Below are 18,271 nucleotides of genomic sequence, written 5' to 3' on the forward strand. Positions count from 1 at the left end.
CACCCTGATCCTGATATATATGGTTTACCCGTAGCGGCGCGATAAATCGCGCCGCTACGATCAAATCGCTTCGTATTCGCCCGTACCATCCGGCCACGGCGTCAGCAGATCAAACCCGGTTTCCGTCACCGCTACGGTGTGTTCCCACTGGGCCGACAGAGAACGATCCTTGGTCACCACCGTCCAGCCATCGGACAACACGCTGGTGCCCGCTTTACCGGCATTGATCATCGGTTCAATGGTGAAAATCATGCCAGCTTCCAGCGCCAGACCGGTGCCCGGCGTACCGTAATGCAGAATTTGCGGTTCACCATGATAGATTTCACCCACACCATGACCGCAATATTCACGCACCACCGAGAAACCGGCTTTTTCCGCCACCTGCTGAATCGCGGCACCAATATCCCCCAGGGTGGCACCCGGTTTAACTACGCGAATCCCGGCCACCATCGACTGATAAGTGATCTCCACCAGACGTTTGGCTCGTACCGATGGCGTGCCGACGAAATACATCCGGCTGGTATCGCCGTACCAGCCGTCTTTAATGATTGCCACATCGATATTGACGATATCGCCGTCTTTGAGTTTTTTCTCGCCGGGAATGCCGTGGCACACCACATGGTTGATTGAGGTGCAGACGGTGCGGGTATAGCCGTGATAGCCGATATTGGCGGGAATGACCTTTAGTTCATTGACGATGAAATCGTGACAGATGCGATCCAATTCGTCGGTGGTCACTCCCGGTTTCACGTAAGGCGTGATCATCGCCAGCACTTTGGCAGCGTCGTGGCCTGCTGCACGCGCCAGTTCGATTTCCTGCGCGGAGTGCAGTTTGATGTTGTTCATTGCGCAATTCCCTGCGTAGTGGGTAAAGAGGTGTTCAGCAGCTGCGCCAGATCGGAGCCGCCATCAATTTCCACGCGCATCAACAGGCGTGTTAACTCCTGATGACTAAGCTGCGGGTAAAGCTCGGCCAGCATGCCGATTTTCATCCAGTGTTCCGCCTGCGCGTTAATTGAGCGACTTAACGCCGTGCTCGCCACGCGCAGGTTCTCATGCATCAGATCGGAGATTTTTACGATTCCCATCACCTTAGCCTATATGAAACGTATATGGTTTATATATAGATTACGCCGGGTGCGTTGATTTTGGAAGGTAAACTTTTAGCCGGTCCTGGCCTGGGGGAGCGGGCGCATTTGTGCGGTAACCTGTCGTGAACGTCGACTAAACTGACTGCATCGTAGCCACTCGCGGCTACCTCAAATCACGCAGGAGTCGAGGATGTCTTATTTTGACGGTAAATCAGTGTTGGTACTTGGCGGCAGCCGGGGCATAGGTGCAGCGATTGTGCGGCGCTTTGCCGCAGAAGGCGCTCGGGTCAGCTTCACCTATGCCGGATCGGCAGAAGCCGCCAGACTGCTGGCGGAAGAGACGGGCAGTCAGGCTTTTCAGACCGACAGCGCGGATCGCGATGCGGTGATTGGCCGGGTCAGAGACAGCGGGCCACTGGATATTTTGGTGGTTAACGCGGGGATCATCGCCTTCGGTGATGCGTTAGAACAGGACCCCGACGAGGTTGAGCGCCTGTTTCGAATCAATATCAATGCGCCCTATTTTGCCTCTGTCGAGGCGGCACGTCAGATGCCGGACGGGGGGCGCATTATCATCATGGGTTCTGTTAATGGTGACCGCATGCCCGTGCCCGGCATGGCCTCATACGCGTTGAGTAAATCCGCCCTTCAGGGGATGGCGCGCGGCCTGGCGCGTGACTTTGGCCCGCGCGGGATTACCATCAATGTGGTCCAGCCCGGTCCCGTCGATACGGATGCGAATCCGGCTGAGGGGCCATTGAAAGAATTGATGCACGGCTTTATGGCGATTAAGCGTCATGGTCGGCCGGAAGAGGTGGCCGGAATGGTGGCATGGCTGGCCGGACCGGAAGCCAGTTTTGTGACCGGGGCCATGCACACCATTGACGGTGCGTTTGGTGCCTGATAATCAGCTAACGCTGACAAGTAACATTACGCAGTTTCCAGGCCAGCCAGTTATCCAACTCCTCCTCCCGCAAAGGGTGGGAGTAGAAATAACCCTGCGCCTGGTCACAGCCAAATTCCTTCAATGCCTCAAGGGTTTCCATATTCTCCACTCCTTCAGCCAGCACCATATAATCCAATTCCTTCAGCATGGAGATGATGCTTTTGGTGATGATACGTGAAGCGGTGTCGGTGGACAGGCCATTAATGATTGAGCGATCCAGCTTGATGACATCCAGCGGCATGCGGCGCAGATAGCTGATGTTGCTATAACCGGTGCCGAAGTCGTCCAGTGAGATGCCAAATCCCCGAAGTTTCAGCATCTCCAGGCCATCAATGGCAGCCGGGCTTTCAATAATTCGTTCGGTTTCCAGACATTCAATACCGAGCAACGAGGTTGGCAAGCGGGCGTCAATCATCAGCTTTTCGAGCCAGTCGGCAAAGCCCTTTTTGCTGAAGTCACGGACGCTAACGTTCACGGTAATCGGGAGCTGAATCGCACTATGCTTGAGGCGTTTCAGACGATCTATCGCATGGGTGACTACCCATACCGTCAGTTCTTCTATTAACGTGGTCGGCTCCGCGAGGGGAATGAATTCTGCGGGTGCCAATTCTCCCCTGATGGGATGCGCCCAGCGGATCAGCGCTTCAAGACCGAGCGGTTCACCGCTTTGCAGGCAAATTTTCGGCTGATAAACCAGGTAAAGCTCGCGGTCATGTTTGAGCGCTGAAGCCAGATCATTGACCAGGGTGAAATCTTCTGTCCGGCGTTCATCGGACGCCAGGCTGAAGCTCATGGCGGGGACACCACGACAGATGGCTTCATGTAGGGCACTGACAGATCGTCGCAGAATCTCATGTGCGGAAAGTCGCGAGGGGATAAAGTCCGTCTCTCCGGTGTGGGTGGTCAGATCGACCGACAAACCTTCTCCCATATCGGCACTGATACCCTCAAGCCTTGTGGCAACCCAGGCGGCGCTTAAACGACCGTCTTGTTTGGTTAATACCGCAAAACGTCCCGTCGCGATGGTATACAGCAACGCATCATTACCGGGGCGCAGGCGTAAGGGCAGCAGCGTAGCCACATCTTTAAGCAGCCCCTCAACCGGGGCCATCCCCAGAGAACGTGCCAGCTCATAGGCTCTGGGCATATCAATACAATCGATCAACACCAGGCGTCGCGGCGTGTTATCACCGGAAGATGCGAGAGATTGAAGATCGCGTATCAGGCGTTGGCGGTTAGGCAGACCCGTTACCGGGTCGGTGTAACCCACCGCATGCCATGCTTCAAGAAATGACATCACCAGTTCAGCCAGTAACTTAAGGGTATTCACCTGGTCCGGGCTGAATGGATGGGATTGGCGGTCAACCACGCACAGACTGCCAAGTACCATACCTTCCCGGTTTGTTAGCGGCACCCCGGCATAGAAACGAACAAAAGGTTCACCCACGACAAAGGGATTGTTTGCGAAACGGGGATCCTGCCAGGTGTCATGGACGATCATGGCACCCTCACCGTCAACCACATACTGGCACATCGAATCAACCCTGGCGGTTTTCCCCACCAAAAAGTTGTGTGCGACTTTTATATATTGGTGGTCATCGTCCATTACCGAGATAAAACTACTTGGGATACCCAAGGTTTTACTGACCAGGCTGGTAAATTTTCTTAGTACATCATCCCGGCTTTCATCCGGGTCCCGCAGTACCTGCAACGCGAGACGCTGGCAGCCATCTTCGCTACTGTCGTTTATGTACATTATTCCTCCGCCCTGACCCTGATTCAGATGCGAAAATTAAAATGAAAACGAATTATGTAAACCTGGTAAGCCGTTTATTCCGACAATGACAGGTCGTTTTTTTAAGTTGATTATCATAGGCTTGTCGCCAGATTTTGTCATTCTTATTTGTCTTAACGCATTCTTTACGTCTGCAAGACGGGAATGGAGAGTCATTGAAAAGAAAAACCCGCACGGAGCGGGTTAAAATGCTGCACATTTAATTCAGGAAAATTCTCGTACGCAGCACGTTGCTGTGTGTGTGCTTTGCGTTGCTATAATAGCAACGAGCGTGGCGGTGTACAGAAAATGATCGGCGAATTAAATTGACCGTGATGATTAGATTTTTAATCCCAGGGAATTATTCTGCCAGAAAGAAGTTTTCCAGATATAAAAAAGTACAATTAATTAATCAGATGGCAGCAAATATATGTTTATGGATTTACATTCATGATGATAATCACCGTGAATAACATCTCGGGAGCAAAATAATAAAAAATGGCGAGCCCTTTTTTTCAAAGTGTCGTGCTATTTCCCGCCGCATCTCGTTCAAAAATTTTATTTTTAATCAGCCGGTCAATCAGCCAGCTTAATGCACGGCCTGGCTGTTTCTTGCGCGACCATAGCAGGTCCACGCCGACAACCCAATCGGTATGCGGGTATTCCTGCTGGCGCAATTCCGTCAGCACACCTTGTTCCAGCTCTCGCTGCACAAAAATGCGGGGCAGGGAAGCCCAGCCCAGCCCGGCAAGCGCGGCATCAATCATGGCATTGTAGCTCTCCACCCGCCAGGTCATCGGGCTGCCGAGATATTCCGTGGTGGAGATGGTTTTCTGCTGCTCACCGAAGGTGATATGTCGCCAGCGATGGAGATCGGCAAATGACACCGGCAGACGTTGTGCTAACGGGTGTTGTGAGCTGACCACATGCACCATGATCAGTTTGCCTAACTGCGCGAACTCAATGGCATCGCTGTCAACCGGGCGAGACATGGAGATACCGACATCCACTTCATTTCTTCTTACCATTGCCTCCACGTCACCCTGAAAGGGTTCACGCACATGGATATCCACTTCCGGGAAATGCATAGCAAATTCGTATAGTACGGCGGCGACGGTGGTGTAGGGGACTTCAATCGCCAGGCTAACGTGTGCCTCGGTTTGGATATTGAAGGCACTGACCCGCTGCTCCAGCGCGTTGCATTGCTCCAGAATGGTTTTGACATATTCCCGCAGAGTCTGGCCTTGCGGGGTAAGGCTGATTTGGCGTGGGGTGCGCACAAACAGGTTGAGGTTAAATTCGTCCTCAAGGTTGCTCATCGCCATATTCACCGAGGATTGTGAACGCTTCATCAACCGTGCGGCAGCGGAAAATGATCCTGAGCGGGCAACCTGCTCAAAGGTCATAAGTTGATCCAATGAATACTTCACCTGACACCCCACCTTTCAGTTTTATTGAAAGCAGCTAATTATTGGTTGCCATTTTTAATTACATATAGTTGGGCGGTCAATCATTCAATGGTTCATTTTCAGGGGGCTGTATGGAAAGCGTGTTAAACAGCGGGCAGGCGGAAAATCCGCTCACCGTCCGACGTATTCTGTCGCTGGGATTCCAGCATGTGTTGGTGATGTATGCCGGCACCGTAACGGTTCCGCTGATTCTGGCATCAGCGCTGAAACTCTCAGCCAGTGAAACTATCGTGCTGATCAATGCCTGTTTACTGACCTCGGGATTAGCCACCCTTTTACAGTCGTGGGGAATAGGGCGTTTTGGGGCGCGTTTGCCGTTGATTCAGGGCTGCTCTTTCGTGGTGCTGGGGCCGATGTTAATGGTCGGGCATGAGTTTGGTCTGACCTCAGTATTTGGTGCGGCGATTGCCTGCGGGTTATTTACCCTGCTGGTGGCCCCGATTTTCAGCCAACTGGTGCGCTTTTTTCCGCCGGTGGTGATTGGCTGTGTGATTACGTTAATCGGTATCTCGCTGATGCCCGCTGCCGCTATCTGGCTGGGTGGTGGCAACCCGGATGCGCCTGATTTTGCCAGCGTAGATAAACTGCTGTTGGGGGCCGGAACCTTAATCATCACGCTGATTTTCTACTGCGCGACCCGTGGCGTGTTGCGTAACTTCAGTATTCTTTTCGGCTTGTTTTGTGGTTCGGCACTGGCATACCTGGCAGGAATGACAGATTTCTCTGCGGTCACCACTGCCGGTTGGGTGGGTTTTAGCCTGCCATTTGCCTTTGGCATGCCGGAGTTTCATATCGCACCCATTGTGGTGATGTGTCTCTCCATGCTGATTGTGATGACCGAAACCACCGGCAACGTGTTGTTGATCGACAAACTGATCGGCCAGCCCACCACCTCCCGCCGCCTGGCGGATGCCATTCGGGCCGATGGACTCTCCACCATGCTCGGCGGCTGCCTGAACAGCTTTCCGTACAATGCATTTTCGCAGAATGCCGGTTTGATAATGTTGACGAAAGTGACCAGTCGACTGGTGCTGATTGCTGCGGGGGCGATTCTGGTGGGCTTAGGCGTGTTCCCGAAATTAGGCGCGATCATTGCCGCCATTCCCAGCCCGGTGTTGGGTGGCGTCGGTATTCTGATGTTTGGTATGACCATCAGCGCGGGTATTCAGGAGCTGAAAAATACCGATTTCAATAATGAAAAGAACATCCTGATCATCTCTGTCTCGGTTGCCGTGGGGATTGTTCCGATGGCCTTTCCGGCAATTTTCCATGTCCTGCCGCCCTCCTTAAAACTGATTTTTGACAGCGGCATCTTCCTGGGCGGTTTCACCGCCGTGGTATTGAACGCCATCCTGAATGGTTATGGAGCACGCACATGATTAATGACCAGGATATCCACTTTCTGCGTTTATCAAATGAGGTCGGCAGACGCGCTATCGCATTAGGCAAACATCCGTTTGGCGCAGTGCTGGTGGCACCGGACAATCAAACCGTTTTGCTGACGCAATGCAATATCGACACGGTGAACCATGCGGAATCGACCCTGGCGCGCATCGCCGCCAGCAACTTCCCGGCGGAATATTTGTGGCAATGTACGCTTTATACCGCCGTTGAACCCTGCTGCATGTGCGCCGGAACCATTTACTGGGCCAATATCGGTCGGGTGGTATTTGGCATGAGTGAAACGCGCTTACTGGCATGCACCGGCAGCCATGAGGAAAACCCAACCATGAGTCTGTCGGCAGCAGCGGTTTTTGCGCATGGGCAGAAACCTATCCGTTTAATCGGCCCGGTGGCTGCGTTGGATGAGGAAACCTTTGCGCTGCAACAGTCGTTCTGGCAGAAACGTTAAGTAAACCGTAGCGGCGCGATTTATCGCGCTCTTTTGACCTTTACGATGGGGAAAAACGCGCGATAAATCGCGCCGCTACGCCAACGTCGTTGATCCCCATCAAACTTCTGAATATCCAATCATTACTCTCAGGCTAACGATCTGCTCCGCTGCTTGATTGATGGAACCGCGCCCTGACGCCAGACTGAATCCAGTTGAAGCAATCATTGAGATTCGCGAATTCAGGAGGTTAGTCATGTCATCAGGACAGCATTCGCCGCGCGTCTGGAATACGCGGCGCATCGAAAAACAGCGGAGACTGGCAGAAGTGAAGGTGGCAGGGAAAGTGCTACCGAGCGATCAAATGGCAGAGATGCTTGAACGGTTGATCTCCTCGGGTGACCGGGTGGTGCTGGAAGGCAACAACCAGAAACAAGCCGATTTTCTCTCGCGCATGTTGGCGCAGGTCAATCCCGCCAAAGTTAATAATCTGCATATGATCATGCCGAGCGTCGGGCGCAGCGAGCACCTCGATATCTTCGAAAAAGGCATCGCCCGTAAACTCGATTTCTCCTTCGCCGGTACGCAGAGCCTGCGTATTTCGCAGCTGCTGGAGGATAACATCCTCGAAATCGGTGCTATTCATACCTATATCGAGTTGTATTCGCGCCTGTATGTCGATCTGGCACCGAACGTGGCGCTGATCGCCGGTTACAAAGCCGACCGAAAAGGCAACCTGTACACCGGGCCGAGTACCGAAGACACCCCGGCGCTGGTGGAAGCGGCTGCCTTCCATGATGGCATCGTGATCGCCCAGGTCAATGAACTGGTGGATGACGAGTGCGATCTGCCGCGTGTCGATATTCCCGGCTCCTGGATTGATTTTGTGGTGGTGGCGGATAAACCGTTCTTTATTGAACCGCTGTTTACCCGCGACCCGCGCCTGATTAAACAGGAACATATCCTGATGGCGATGCTCGCCATCAAAGGCATCTACGCCGAACATCAGGTGCAATCACTTAACCACGGTATCGGTTTTAACACCGCGGCGATTGAATTGCTGCTGCCGACTTACGGTGAGCAACTCGGCCTGAAAGGCAAAATCTGCAAGCACTGGACCCTTAACCCGCATCCGACCCTGATCCCGGCCATCGAAAGTGGCTGGGTGGAGAGTGTGCACTGCTTCGGTGGTGAACTGGGGATGGAAGAGTACATCCGCGCGCGTCCCGATATTTTCTTTACCGGTGCCGACGGTTCAATGCGTTCAAACCGCGCGATGTGTCAACTTGCCGGTCAATACGCGGTGGACATGTTCATCGGTTCGACCTTGCAGGTTGACGGCCTCGGTAACTCCTCCACCGTCACCCGTGGTCGTCTGGCGGGCTTTGGTGGCGCGCCAAATATGGGCCACGACCCCCACGGACGCCGTCATGCCACACCCGCCTGGCTGGCAATGATCAACGAGCCAGATCCGTTGCAACGTGGGCGCAAGCTGGTGGTACAGATGGTGGAAACCTTCCAGGCGGGCGTCAAACCGACCTTTGTGGAAACCCTCGATGCCGTTGAGGTGGCGAAAAGCGCCGGTATGCCGTTGGCCCCGGTGATGATCTACGGCGACGACGTGACCCACGTTCTGACCGAAGAAGGTATTGCCTACCTCTATCGGGCGACCAGCCTGGAAGAACGTCGGGCGATGGTGGCTGCGGTGGCGGGTATCACCGATATCGGTCTGGGTGTGGATGCTAAACGCGTGGCTGAATTACGTCGCAGCGGCAAAGTGGTGTTCCCGGAAGATATCGGCATTCGTCGTTCAGATGCCACCCGTTCACTGCTGGCTGCCGGTAGCGTCGCTGACCTGGTCGAGTGGTCAGACGGCCTCTACAACCCGCCCGCTAAATTCCGGAGCTGGTAATGAAACGACTCTCACCCACACCGGTTGAACATCATCTGCATCAACTGGCGCAGATGGCGACCGCGTGTCTGATCGAAGAAGTGAACCTCACGCCCAAACCTGGGCTGGTGGATCGCCGTGGCAGTGGGGCGCATCACGACCTCACGCTGGCGCTGATGGAGCGCTCTGCGCGTAGCCTGACGCCTACCTTCTATGCACTGGCACAACAAAGCTGGCAACGACCGGCGGATATTGCGCTGCGGGAAACCATCGGACAACTGGGACGTGAAGGTGAGAGGCAAATGATGGCCGCCACTGCCGGGGTTAACACCCATCGTGGTGCTATCTGGGCGCTTGGCTTGCTGGTCAGCGCTGGCGCGATGCTGGCGGGGACTGGCGACAGCCACCGCGTCTGTGAGGTTGCCGCCCAGCTTGCCCGTTTGCCGGATCGCGCGGCCCCGAAAACCTTCAGCAAAGGGTTACGGGTGGTACATCGTTTTCGTGTACCGGGTGCGCGTGAAGAGGCGCAGCAAGGTTTTCCCCATATTACCCGGCTGGCGCTGCCGCAACTCCATGCCAGTCGCCGTGCCGGAGCCGATGAAACGGCAGCACGCATTGATGCGCTGATGGCCATCCTGACCTCGCTAACCGACACCTGCGTACTGCACCGGGCAGGTTTACCGGCGCTGCGTGCCATGCAGGAGGGTGCGCGCCAGGTACTGACGGCCGGGGGCTATGCCGGGGCGGCAGGGCGCAAGGCGCTGGAAAAATTGGATAACGCGATGTTGAGGTTCAATGCCTCGCCGGGTGGGGCCGCCGATTTACTGGCCGCCACGCTGTTTCTTGACCGCATCACCGGCGCTCAGGCAGCAACATTTAATGATTAAGAGGTAGCTATGGAACACATAACGTTGTCATACCCGTCCGGCCGTACGCTCAGCGGCAAGGCGCTGGCGGGCGTGGTGGGATCGGGGGATATGGAGGTGCTGTTCACGGCGGATGATAGCCACGTTCTGAACATTGCTATCACCACGTCAGTCAATAACAGTCACGCGCGTTGGGAAGCATTGTTCAATCGCCTGGCGCAGCTCACCGACTTGCCTGCGGGCCAACTGGTTATTCATGACTTCGGTGCGACACCGGGTGTGGCGCGTATCCGCATTGAACAGGTGTTTGAGGAGGTCGCTCATGCGTAACGACAGCAGCTTTATTGAGTTACGGGCGCGGCAACGGGCGCTGGCGCTACTGGATGCAGGTAGCGCACGCGAATTGCTCGACCCGTTCGCCGGTGTGATGTCGCCCTGGTTGCCACAGCAGGGCATCGTGCCGCAGGCCGATGACGGCATGGTGGTGATGAAAGGCAGCCGCCACGGCAAACCGACGGTGGTGGTGGCAATCGAAGGCACCTTCCAGGGCGGCAGTATGGGTGAAGTGTCCGGGGCCAAAATGGCCGCCGCGCTGGAGCTGGCGGCGGAGGACAACCGTAACGGTATCCCGACGCAGGCCATTCTTTGTCTGGAAACCGGTGGGGTGCGGCTACAGGAAGCCAACCTCGGTCTGGCGGCGATTGCCGATATTCACGCGGCGATTGTGGATCTGCGCCGTTATACCCCGGTCATCGGCATTGTTGCCGGTACGGTCGGGTGCTTTGGCGGGATGTCGATTGCGGCGGCGTTATGTAGCTATCTGATTGTCACCCGTGAAGCGCGTCTGGGCCTGAATGGTCCACAGGTCATTGAACAGGAAGCCGGGATAGCAGAGTACGACTCCCGCGATCGTCCCTTTATCTGGAGCATGACTGGCGGCGAAATCCGTTATCAAAGCGGGTTGGTTGATGCGCTGGTTGGCGATGGTGTGAATGCGGTGCAAACCGCCGTCGATGCCGCCATCGCTCAGGGCGTTCCGGCGCAGCATCGTAGCGAAAACTACGCCTTTTACCTTGATCGCCTGACGCGTTTCGACACCCAACAGCAGGCCAGTACGGCTGTGATTCATCAGGTCTTTGCCCCGGAGGTGAAAAAATGAGCACAAATAACAGCCGTGGTGAACGCTGGTTTAACCAACTGACCGGCGGTGCAGAGCGGATTCAGGGGTTGTGTCCATCGGTGCTGGCCGCTGACGCCGACGGTGTCCGTTACATTGCGGTCGTCCCGGATGCACATAACCGCTATCCGCGCGCTGCCAAAGGTGAGGTGGGGTTACTGGAAGGATGGACGCTGGCGAAAGTGGTACAGGAAACCCTCGCGGCCGATGCCAACAGCGCCATCAAACGTCCGATTGTGGCGGTGATTGATGTGCCGAGCCAGGCCTATGGTCGTCGTGAAGAGGCGTTTGGTATCCACCAGGCATTGGCGGGTGCGGCAGGGGCGTATGCCCAGGCACGTCTGGCAGGTCACCCGGTGATCGGCTTGATTGTCGGTAAGGCGATGTCCGGGGCGTTTCTGGCGCACGGTTATCAGGCCAATCGCCTGATCGCCTTCAATGACGCGGGCGTACTGGTTCATGCCATGGGTAAAGAATCCGCCGCACGTATTACGCTGCGCACCGTGGAAGCGCTGGAAAAACTGGCGGCCACCGTACCGCCGATGGCTTATGACATCAGCAATTACGCCACTCTGGGTTTGCTGTCCTCGCTGCTGAATATCGCCGACCCTGATGCGCCTGGCGCGTCTGATGTACAACGCGTTCGCGATACCTTAGCGGCGGCGATCGAGGATGCCCGCAAGGATCCACGTCGTGGTTCCGGTGAAGTCGCTGTCAATCGACAGGCTTCGGCTGATGTCCGCGCGCGTATGCGCGCCAGTTGGTAGTTAAACATAAAAAACAATAAACCTGCCGGATAGCGACAGGGCCGGGTGTGTTGGTACACCCGGCTAACTGTAGCGTCTGTTAAATAAACACCATCGCGTCAGTATTCACTCTTCTAATAACAGGTGATTTATGACTTACGTGATTCTTCATGCCCTCGCACCCATTTTTGTCATTATGTTGCTGGGTTTCTGGGCTGGCAAAGCCGGGATGGTCGATAACAAGAACGTCTCGCTACTGAATATTTTTGTTATGGATTTTGCTTTACCCGCCGCGTTGTTCAGCGCCACGGTGCAAACGCCGTGGAGCGGTATCGTGGCGCAGATGCCACTGATTGCCGTGTTGACTCTGGCAATGTGGATTGCCTATGCAGCGCTGTATTTCATCGCCACTGGCGTATTCAAAAAGTCGCCACAGGACGCTGCGGTACTCACGTTGACGGTGGCACTGCCGAACTATGCCGCGCTGGGGCTGCCAATTCTCGGCAGCGTGGTGGGTGAAGGTTCTGCGACATCACTCTCGGTGGCGGTGTCCATCGCCTGTGGTTCGGTGCTGATGACGCCGTTTTGCCTGCTGATCCTCGAACGGGAAAAAGCGCGCGCTGCCGGTGAAACGCAACGCTCCACCCTGGCAATGTTGCCGGTGCTGATGTGGCGTTCGGTGAAAAAACCTATCGTCTGGGGACCGTTGCTTGGGGTGGTACTGTCGGCGTTTGGCGTGAAGATGCCGGATCTGTTGCTGGCCTCGATTAAACCACTCGGACTGGCGGCCACCGCGGCGGCGTTGTTCCTGACCGGGGTGATCCTCTCGGCGCGCAAACTGAAAATCAACAGCATGGTGATCAGCTCCACCGTGACCAAGTTATTGATTCAACCGGCGCTGGCCTGGGGTATCGTACTGGTGTTTGGTTTACATGGCACCGTGGCGATCACCGCGATTCTGATGATCGCGCTCTCCGCCGGTTTCTTTGGTGTGGTATTCGGTAACCGTTTTGGCGTGCAGTCGCCGGATGCGGAAGCGGTGTTGCTGTTAAGTTCACTGCTGTCGATCCTCTCGCTGCCGCTGTTTATCTCCTTAACCGCAGGAATCTGATGATGAACATCACCGCACGTCCCCATGACTTGCTCTGGCTGCGCCATGATACGGCGCTGCTCGGGGTGACAGACCCCTGGGTAGCTGAGCTGTGGCATTGTCAGCAACCGGTGGTGGTGCGACGTGATGTGATGAAACAGGGATTGATTCCGGTTGGCGTGCGTGGTCAGGCACGCCATCAACGGGCGGCAGGATGGGTGGCCCCGACTGAAGTGGTTCGGGTAGTGTCACCGGAAATGCTGGTGGTGCCAAGGCAGTTAAACCACCATCCAACGGTGCAGGCGTTGGTGGTGCTGCGTCAGCATCACTGGCCGTGGGAGTGGGGCGTGACCGGCAGCACCGGATTTGCGCTGGCTACCGGCCTGCCGGTGCTGCATCAGGACAGCGACCTGGATTTGCTGATCCGCGCGCCCAACCCGTTGCGACCCGCTGATGTGGCCCACTGGCAACAGGTATTGTCGACGCTACCCTGTCGCGCCGACAGCCAAATCGAGACACCGCAGGGCGGTTTTGCCTTAAATGAGTGGCTGCGCAGTGGGCGCGTGCTGCTAAAAACCGCAACCGGACCGCGTTTAACGGACAACCCCTGGGCAGAGGAGACGCCATGAAAACCTTGTTTACATTTCCCGGCCAGGGCGCTCAGCGACCGGGGATGCTCAGTGACCTGCCGCGTGATGACACCTGGCAACAGGCGCAACAGGTATTAGGTGATGAACTGTCGCGGCTGGATAGCCATGAGGCGTTACAGCATACTCGTGCGGTACAACTGGCGCTCCTGATTGCCGGGGTTTCTGCGGCGCGTGGCTTGATGGCGCAGGGTGTACAACCGGATATGGTCTGTGGCTTGTCGATTGGCGCGTATCCGGCGGCGGTGATTGCCGGTGCGCTGGACTTCGCCGATGCGTTACGGCTGGTGGCGCGGCGCGGTGATCTGATGGAAGGCGCCTATCCGCACGGTTATGGCCTTACCGCCATCAACGGCTTGCCGCTGCAACAGGTGGAGCCGCTGGTGGATAACCGGCACAGCTTTATCGCTAACATCAACTCAGAGTCGCAGATCGTGATCGCGGGCAGTGAGGCGGCGATGAAAGCGGTCGGTGATGCGGCGCGGGCGCAAGGCGCAAACTGCGTACGTCGGCTGGCGATCAGCGTGCCATCCCACTGCGCGTTACTGAATGAATCGGCGCGTAAACTGGCGGAACATATGCAGCAGGTACGGCTAACACCGCCACGCTGTGCTTACCTCAGCGGTAACAGCGCCAGGGTGTTGTGGCAACCGGAGCGCATTGCTGATGATCTGGCGATGAATATGGCACGCCAGGTACGCTGGCATGAGGCGATGGTGGCCGCAGAAGAACGTGAGGTGCGGCTGGTGCTTGAGATGCCGCCAGGTGGGGTGCTGACCGGACTAACGCGCAGTACACAGCCGCAGGGCGAGTGTCTGGCGCTGGAACGCAGCAGCGTGGAACTGGTGCAACATCTCTACGCCCGGGGCTGAGCCTTATCCTGTAAACTCAGCGCGTACATCCGGGCCTCCGCAACTAACGCCAGCAGATTGGGGTCATGTTCGCGATTGCGGGCGAAGACGATGGCGATCTGCTGACGCATCTGATACGGTTCGGCCAGCTTGCGGAACTGCAAATCGTGTTCGTATTGTTTACGCATGCGGCCCGGTACCAGTGAATATCCCATACCGGCCTGCACCAGACTGAGCATCGAAAAGATGTCATTGACGCGGGTGACGATATTGGGTTCAAACCCCGCGACATGGCACGCTTCCTGAAAGCCAGTGAAGGTAGCGAATCCTTCATCGAGCGAGACGAAAGGTTTGTCACTGTACTCACGTAGATCGACATCTTCTGTGGCATCGCGGGGTTCAGCGCCAGGCACCGCCAGATAGATGTCGTCCTGAAACAATCCGACCTGCTCAAACACCTTCTGATCGATTTCCGTTTCCGTCACCGAGATGATGATGGCGTCCAGTTGATTATTTTGCAGCATCCCCGTCAGTACCTGATTCGAACCCATCGTCAGGTTTAACTCCAGCTCCGGTCGGCGCAACTTCATATTCATAATCAGACGCGGCACGGTTTCCAGCGACAGCGAATACAAAGTGCCGATGCGCAGATGCCCCAGCCCGATACCTGCGGTGCGGCGCGTCTCATCCAGCCCCTGACTCAGGGTTTGTAACGCTTCACGGCTGTACTCCAGCAGTGTCCATGCGGCGGGCAGCGCCACCAGATTGCGTCCCTTATGGGTAAACAACGGGCAACGCAGACTCTCTTCCAGCGTATGCAGCGCGCGGTGCACGCTGACGGTGCTGATACCGAGGGTTTCTGCGGTACGCGCCAGATTTTCGCTTTCCATGTAAGTGCAGAAAATGAAAAGTTTGCGTACCGTCAGATCATTGTCGACATTGAGTTTCATGGATAAAGACTTAAAAATGAAGATGATGGTTATCATACACCTTTCATTTTAATCATGCGGCGCTGATGCACCCGTGATTCCGCCAGGGCGGTGATCAGCATGATAAGGGTGGTCAGCCAACCGGCCTGTTCCAGCGTCAGGACCGGCATCAGCGCCACGGCCAGACACAGCGCCAGTGCGCCAAGAATATGGGTAATGGGGATGGCGCCGTACACCACGCGTTTGTAGATGGCGCTACCCACCAGGAAGATGACCGACCCGGCGCTAATCACCGCGCCATGCAGCAGCGTTACATGATGTTCCGGGCCTTCCTGGATGAGGTCATTCCCTACCGCCATCACGATAATGCCACCCACCAAAATGACGTGAATATAGTGAAAACGTGCGCCCATGCGACCGGGATCAGGAGAATGGGTGATGGCTTGCGTTGCCTGCTCGCCGGAGGTGCCAAAGTAAAGCCACCACACCGCCAGCGCTGAAAGAAAAGTAGCGCACATGGCTGATAGCACCGGGAAGGTCCATGCCTCGCTCTCCGCCAGGCTGCCACCGGTGGCCAGCAGGGTTTCCCCTAACGCGACGATGACGAACAGCTGGCAACGCTCGGTGAGATGAGCGCCTTCAATAGTCCAGTCGCGTGTGGCGGATCGTCCCATCCCGGGAAAGGCAAAACCGGTCATTGGCGAGAGATATTCACACAGCACCGCTAAGGCCCAGAGGGCGGTGCGTAAACCGCCGCTGCTCAGTGCTCCGGCACACCAGATCAGCGCTGAGATCACCAGCCATACCAGCATCCGGCGGTAATTCGCTGTCAGGGCATGCTGCGGGCCAAGGATACAGACAATCCATGCGGTACGGCCCACCTGAATGATGATGTAAGCGATAACGAAGAACCACACCCGCTCACCGAATGCTTCTGGTAGCGCGGCGGCCATCACCAGCGCGGCCGCCATCACGCCAAAAAGCAACGCCCGGATCTGTGGCGTATCGGGACTGAACCAGTTGGTTACCCAGCAGGTGTACTGCCAACCAAGCCAGACCGCAAACCACAGAATAAGCGTTTGCAACATCCCACTGGCGCTAAGGTCATGCAGCAGGGTATGGCTGAGTTGCGTTACGGCAAAAACGTAAACCAGATCGAAAAACAGTTCTTCCCAGGTGACGCGGGCATGGTGCCCATCGCGCTGGCGCAATAGCGCATTCAGGCCAATTTTATCAGTCATTAATCAACCTCATTTAACGAAGAGTCGATGGGATGGCCCGCGAAAATAGCCAGCTCCCGGCTAAAAGAATAAAACCAACCATGCAGATAAAAGTTGGTATTCAGGCGATAACTGGAACTAACGCAGCTTAAAAAACAATAATCTACTAATGATTATCTCGCTAATTTTACCCTTGTTAATCTTCACTTCACACACTATAGCTGTTGCCGTAGATTAGCTTTTGGTTTCGGGATGAAACTACCTCTTAAAGGAACTCAGCGGTCGCGTGACGTGGGTAATTAAAACGCCTTTGCTCGCGATGAAAAAAGGACGCCAATAAAATTAATAAGGTGTCAATATGAAAATATTTTTTCTACTCATCACTTTCATACTTTCTGGTTGCTCAGCAGGTCAATACTCCAAATGTTCCGATATGGAGAAAGCATTACATTCTCCCTCGTTAAGGAGTAATGCCGGTGAGTTCGATGCTGCCTACAGTCATTTTCTTGCCAGTTGTAATATACAGGAATACAAAGACGTTCAGGGAGTCACAACGTTTGAACTGGAAAGTATCATCATAGAAAACGCCAGCAGAAGCGGTGATTATGAGAAAGGAATCAAACAATTTAATCAACTGCTCTCGGCTATTCCTCCTTTCGATAAATCAATTGGGGGATCGAACCTGGCCGTCTCGACCTACGGCAATCTTTTTAAACTGTACGATGGTAAGGCGAAGAAAAATAGCCGCCCGGTTGATGTCTACAAAGAGTATGTCAATATTATTGACTCGCGAGGTAATTTCCTGTTTGTGAATGATATGGCGACACTGGATATTCCCGCCTATCAGGCAATGATGAAGAACGGTGATACCAGCGCGAAAACCATCAATGATTATGCGGTATCGTTAAATACCATGCCAGATGCCAAAGCGAACGATTATCGTCCGTTGCTGGATTTTATGGCGAATAACAAAGACTACGCAAAATCATACCAGCAGTTACAACAACAATATACGCTGCTGCAAGCCTCGCAACGTAAAGCGGAGGCGGCTTATCCTTTCGGTGGACAAAGTGATTATAACGATACTCAGGCCAATCGTTATAAGCTGATTGCTGACGTGATGAACGAAAAAGGTTTCACCGGATTAGGTAAGACCTCAGCGGATATCGCAGGCAGATATGTTGCACAGTCACAATATATGGCCGCGCTGGACGCCAGCAATGCGCAAGCGCAAATCGATAACCAACGGATTGAAGCCGAGAATGAGGCTAAAAATCAGCAATTGGTGTCTTCACTGGTCGGCGCGGCGACCGGCATTGCTGTCGCCGCATCAACCGGTCAGGATGTGATGCAGGCCACAGGTGTGCAACTTAACAACGTGGCGATTGCGACCTCTGATGATCCTGAGCAGATGCAGTCAATACAGACGGCGTTAACCAGTGCTGCCGGAGGTCAAAGTTCCGGGCGTCAATGTACTTTTGCTACCGCATCGAAGTTTAAAAGTTGCTGCAAATCGGGGGGTGGAAAAGTGCGGATCTCACCGGGATCGGATGGCGAGACGACTTATACCTGCGTGACGGGGCGGTTGCATGAAACCTGCAACTACATTGGGGAGCGCATTGTCGGGCAGTGCGGCATGGAGGATCGGTAACACGCAGTGGCTCGCAGTCAGAGGATGAGCCGCAGGCTTTGCCGCCTGCGGCTAAATAGGTGTATGAACCGTGCGAAGATTAGCGATCTACC

The 18,271-nt window shown here is 55.1% G+C and carries 18 protein-coding genes; 12 read left to right on the plus strand and 6 right to left on the minus strand.

Translation table 11 applies throughout. The features are described from left to right. Positions 1-60: 60 nt before the first annotated feature. Both map and AC6I8T_RS21075 read right to left on the minus strand, forming a co-directional pair. Positions 61-846, minus strand: a complete 786-nt coding sequence (map, locus tag AC6I8T_RS21070) for a type I methionyl aminopeptidase (protein ID WP_415173516.1) — start codon at positions 844-846, stop codon at positions 61-63. After that, positions 843-1,088 carry a ParD-like family protein gene (locus tag AC6I8T_RS21075; protein ID WP_208725940.1) on the minus strand — a complete coding sequence of 82 codons (246 nt, stop codon included), beginning with the start codon at positions 1,086-1,088 and terminating at the stop codon, positions 843-845. The genes map and AC6I8T_RS21075 overlap by 4 nt, the downstream gene beginning before the upstream one ends. Before the next feature lie 193 nt (positions 1,089-1,281). Here AC6I8T_RS21075 and bdcA point away from each other — a divergent pair, with 193 nt between their 5' ends. After that, positions 1,282-1,995 carry an SDR family oxidoreductase gene (gene bdcA, locus AC6I8T_RS21080; RefSeq protein WP_208725939.1) on the plus strand — a complete coding sequence of 238 codons (714 nt, stop codon included), beginning with the start codon at positions 1,282-1,284 and terminating at the stop codon, positions 1,993-1,995. A 7-nt stretch (positions 1,996-2,002) separates the two neighbouring features. Here bdcA and AC6I8T_RS21085 read toward each other — a convergent pair whose 3' ends face one another. Together AC6I8T_RS21085 and AC6I8T_RS21090 are read right to left on the minus strand one after the other, a co-directional pair. Beyond that, positions 2,003-3,793 carry a sensor domain-containing diguanylate cyclase gene (locus tag AC6I8T_RS21085; protein WP_208725938.1) on the minus strand — a complete coding sequence of 597 codons (1,791 nt, stop codon included), beginning with the start codon at positions 3,791-3,793 and terminating at the stop codon, positions 2,003-2,005. Positions 3,794-4,326: 533 nt separating this feature from the next. After that, on the minus strand, positions 4,327-5,229 hold the full coding sequence (locus tag AC6I8T_RS21090; RefSeq protein WP_244634062.1) for a LysR family transcriptional regulator: 903 nt from the start codon (positions 5,227-5,229) through the stop codon (positions 4,327-4,329). Between the two features lie 122 nt (positions 5,230-5,351). Between AC6I8T_RS21090 and AC6I8T_RS21095 the strand changes: the two genes are divergently transcribed. The 10 genes from AC6I8T_RS21095 to mdcH all read left to right on the plus strand — a co-directional run bounded on the left by AC6I8T_RS21095 (position 5,352) and on the right by mdcH (position 14,400). Next, complete coding sequence (locus AC6I8T_RS21095) at positions 5,352-6,659, plus strand: nucleobase:cation symporter-2 family protein (protein WP_208725936.1); 1,308 nt, start codon at positions 5,352-5,354, stop codon at positions 6,657-6,659. Beyond that, on the plus strand, positions 6,656-7,132 hold the full coding sequence (locus AC6I8T_RS21100; protein WP_208725935.1) for a nucleoside deaminase: 477 nt from the start codon (positions 6,656-6,658) through the stop codon (positions 7,130-7,132). Before AC6I8T_RS21095 ends, AC6I8T_RS21100 begins: the two co-directional genes overlap by 4 nt. Before the next feature lie 235 nt (positions 7,133-7,367). Beyond that, complete coding sequence (gene mdcA / locus AC6I8T_RS21105) at positions 7,368-9,023, plus strand: malonate decarboxylase subunit alpha (RefSeq protein WP_208725934.1); 1,656 nt, start codon at positions 7,368-7,370, stop codon at positions 9,021-9,023. Beyond that, positions 9,023-9,889, plus strand: coding sequence for a triphosphoribosyl-dephospho-CoA synthase (locus AC6I8T_RS21110; RefSeq protein ID WP_208725933.1), 867 nt, complete (start codon positions 9,023-9,025; stop codon positions 9,887-9,889). The genes mdcA and AC6I8T_RS21110 overlap by 1 nt, the downstream gene beginning before the upstream one ends. A 9-nt stretch (positions 9,890-9,898) precedes the next feature. Beyond that, positions 9,899-10,198 (plus strand): malonate decarboxylase acyl carrier protein, encoded by a 300-nt coding sequence (gene mdcC / locus AC6I8T_RS21115; protein WP_208725932.1) that lies wholly within the window; start codon positions 9,899-9,901, stop codon positions 10,196-10,198. Beyond that, the gene (locus AC6I8T_RS21120; protein ID WP_208725931.1) at positions 10,191-11,027 is read left to right on the plus strand and encodes a biotin-independent malonate decarboxylase subunit beta; all 837 of its coding nucleotides are present in this window, start codon (positions 10,191-10,193) and stop codon (positions 11,025-11,027) included. Before mdcC ends, AC6I8T_RS21120 begins: the two co-directional genes overlap by 8 nt. Then, on the plus strand, positions 11,024-11,812 hold the full coding sequence (gene mdcE / locus AC6I8T_RS21125; RefSeq protein ID WP_208725930.1) for a biotin-independent malonate decarboxylase subunit gamma: 789 nt from the start codon (positions 11,024-11,026) through the stop codon (positions 11,810-11,812). Before AC6I8T_RS21120 ends, mdcE begins: the two co-directional genes overlap by 4 nt. 130 nt (positions 11,813-11,942) lie before the next feature. Further along, positions 11,943-12,902 (plus strand): AEC family transporter, encoded by a 960-nt coding sequence (locus AC6I8T_RS21130; protein WP_208725929.1) that lies wholly within the window; start codon positions 11,943-11,945, stop codon positions 12,900-12,902. Between the two features lie 2 nt (positions 12,903-12,904). Next, the gene (locus tag AC6I8T_RS21135) at positions 12,905-13,510 is read left to right on the plus strand and encodes a malonate decarboxylase holo-ACP synthase (protein WP_208726623.1); all 606 of its coding nucleotides are present in this window, start codon (positions 12,905-12,907) and stop codon (positions 13,508-13,510) included. After that, the gene (gene mdcH / locus AC6I8T_RS21140; RefSeq protein ID WP_497834343.1) at positions 13,507-14,400 is read left to right on the plus strand and encodes a malonate decarboxylase subunit epsilon; all 894 of its coding nucleotides are present in this window, start codon (positions 13,507-13,509) and stop codon (positions 14,398-14,400) included. The genes AC6I8T_RS21135 and mdcH overlap by 4 nt, the downstream gene beginning before the upstream one ends. Here the strand turns inward: mdcH and AC6I8T_RS21145 are convergent. Then, positions 14,385-15,329: a LysR family transcriptional regulator gene (locus AC6I8T_RS21145; protein WP_497834515.1), complete on the minus strand. Its 945-nt coding sequence runs from the start codon at positions 15,327-15,329 to the stop codon at positions 14,385-14,387. The two genes, mdcH and AC6I8T_RS21145, sit on opposite strands and share 16 nt — an antisense overlap. A 32-nt stretch (positions 15,330-15,361) precedes the next feature. Then, entirely contained in the window at positions 15,362-16,549 is a 1,188-nt protein-coding gene (locus AC6I8T_RS21150) for a low temperature requirement protein A (protein WP_415173505.1), read from the minus strand. A gap of 337 nt (positions 16,550-16,886) precedes the next feature. Between AC6I8T_RS21150 and AC6I8T_RS21155 the strand changes: the two genes are divergently transcribed. Further along, positions 16,887-18,179 carry a hypothetical protein gene (locus AC6I8T_RS21155; RefSeq protein ID WP_497834344.1) on the plus strand — a complete coding sequence of 431 codons (1,293 nt, stop codon included), beginning with the start codon at positions 16,887-16,889 and terminating at the stop codon, positions 18,177-18,179. Positions 18,180-18,271 lie beyond the last annotated feature (92 nt).

This window comes from Pantoea sp. X-Soil-OKNW-556, assembly GCF_059730695.1.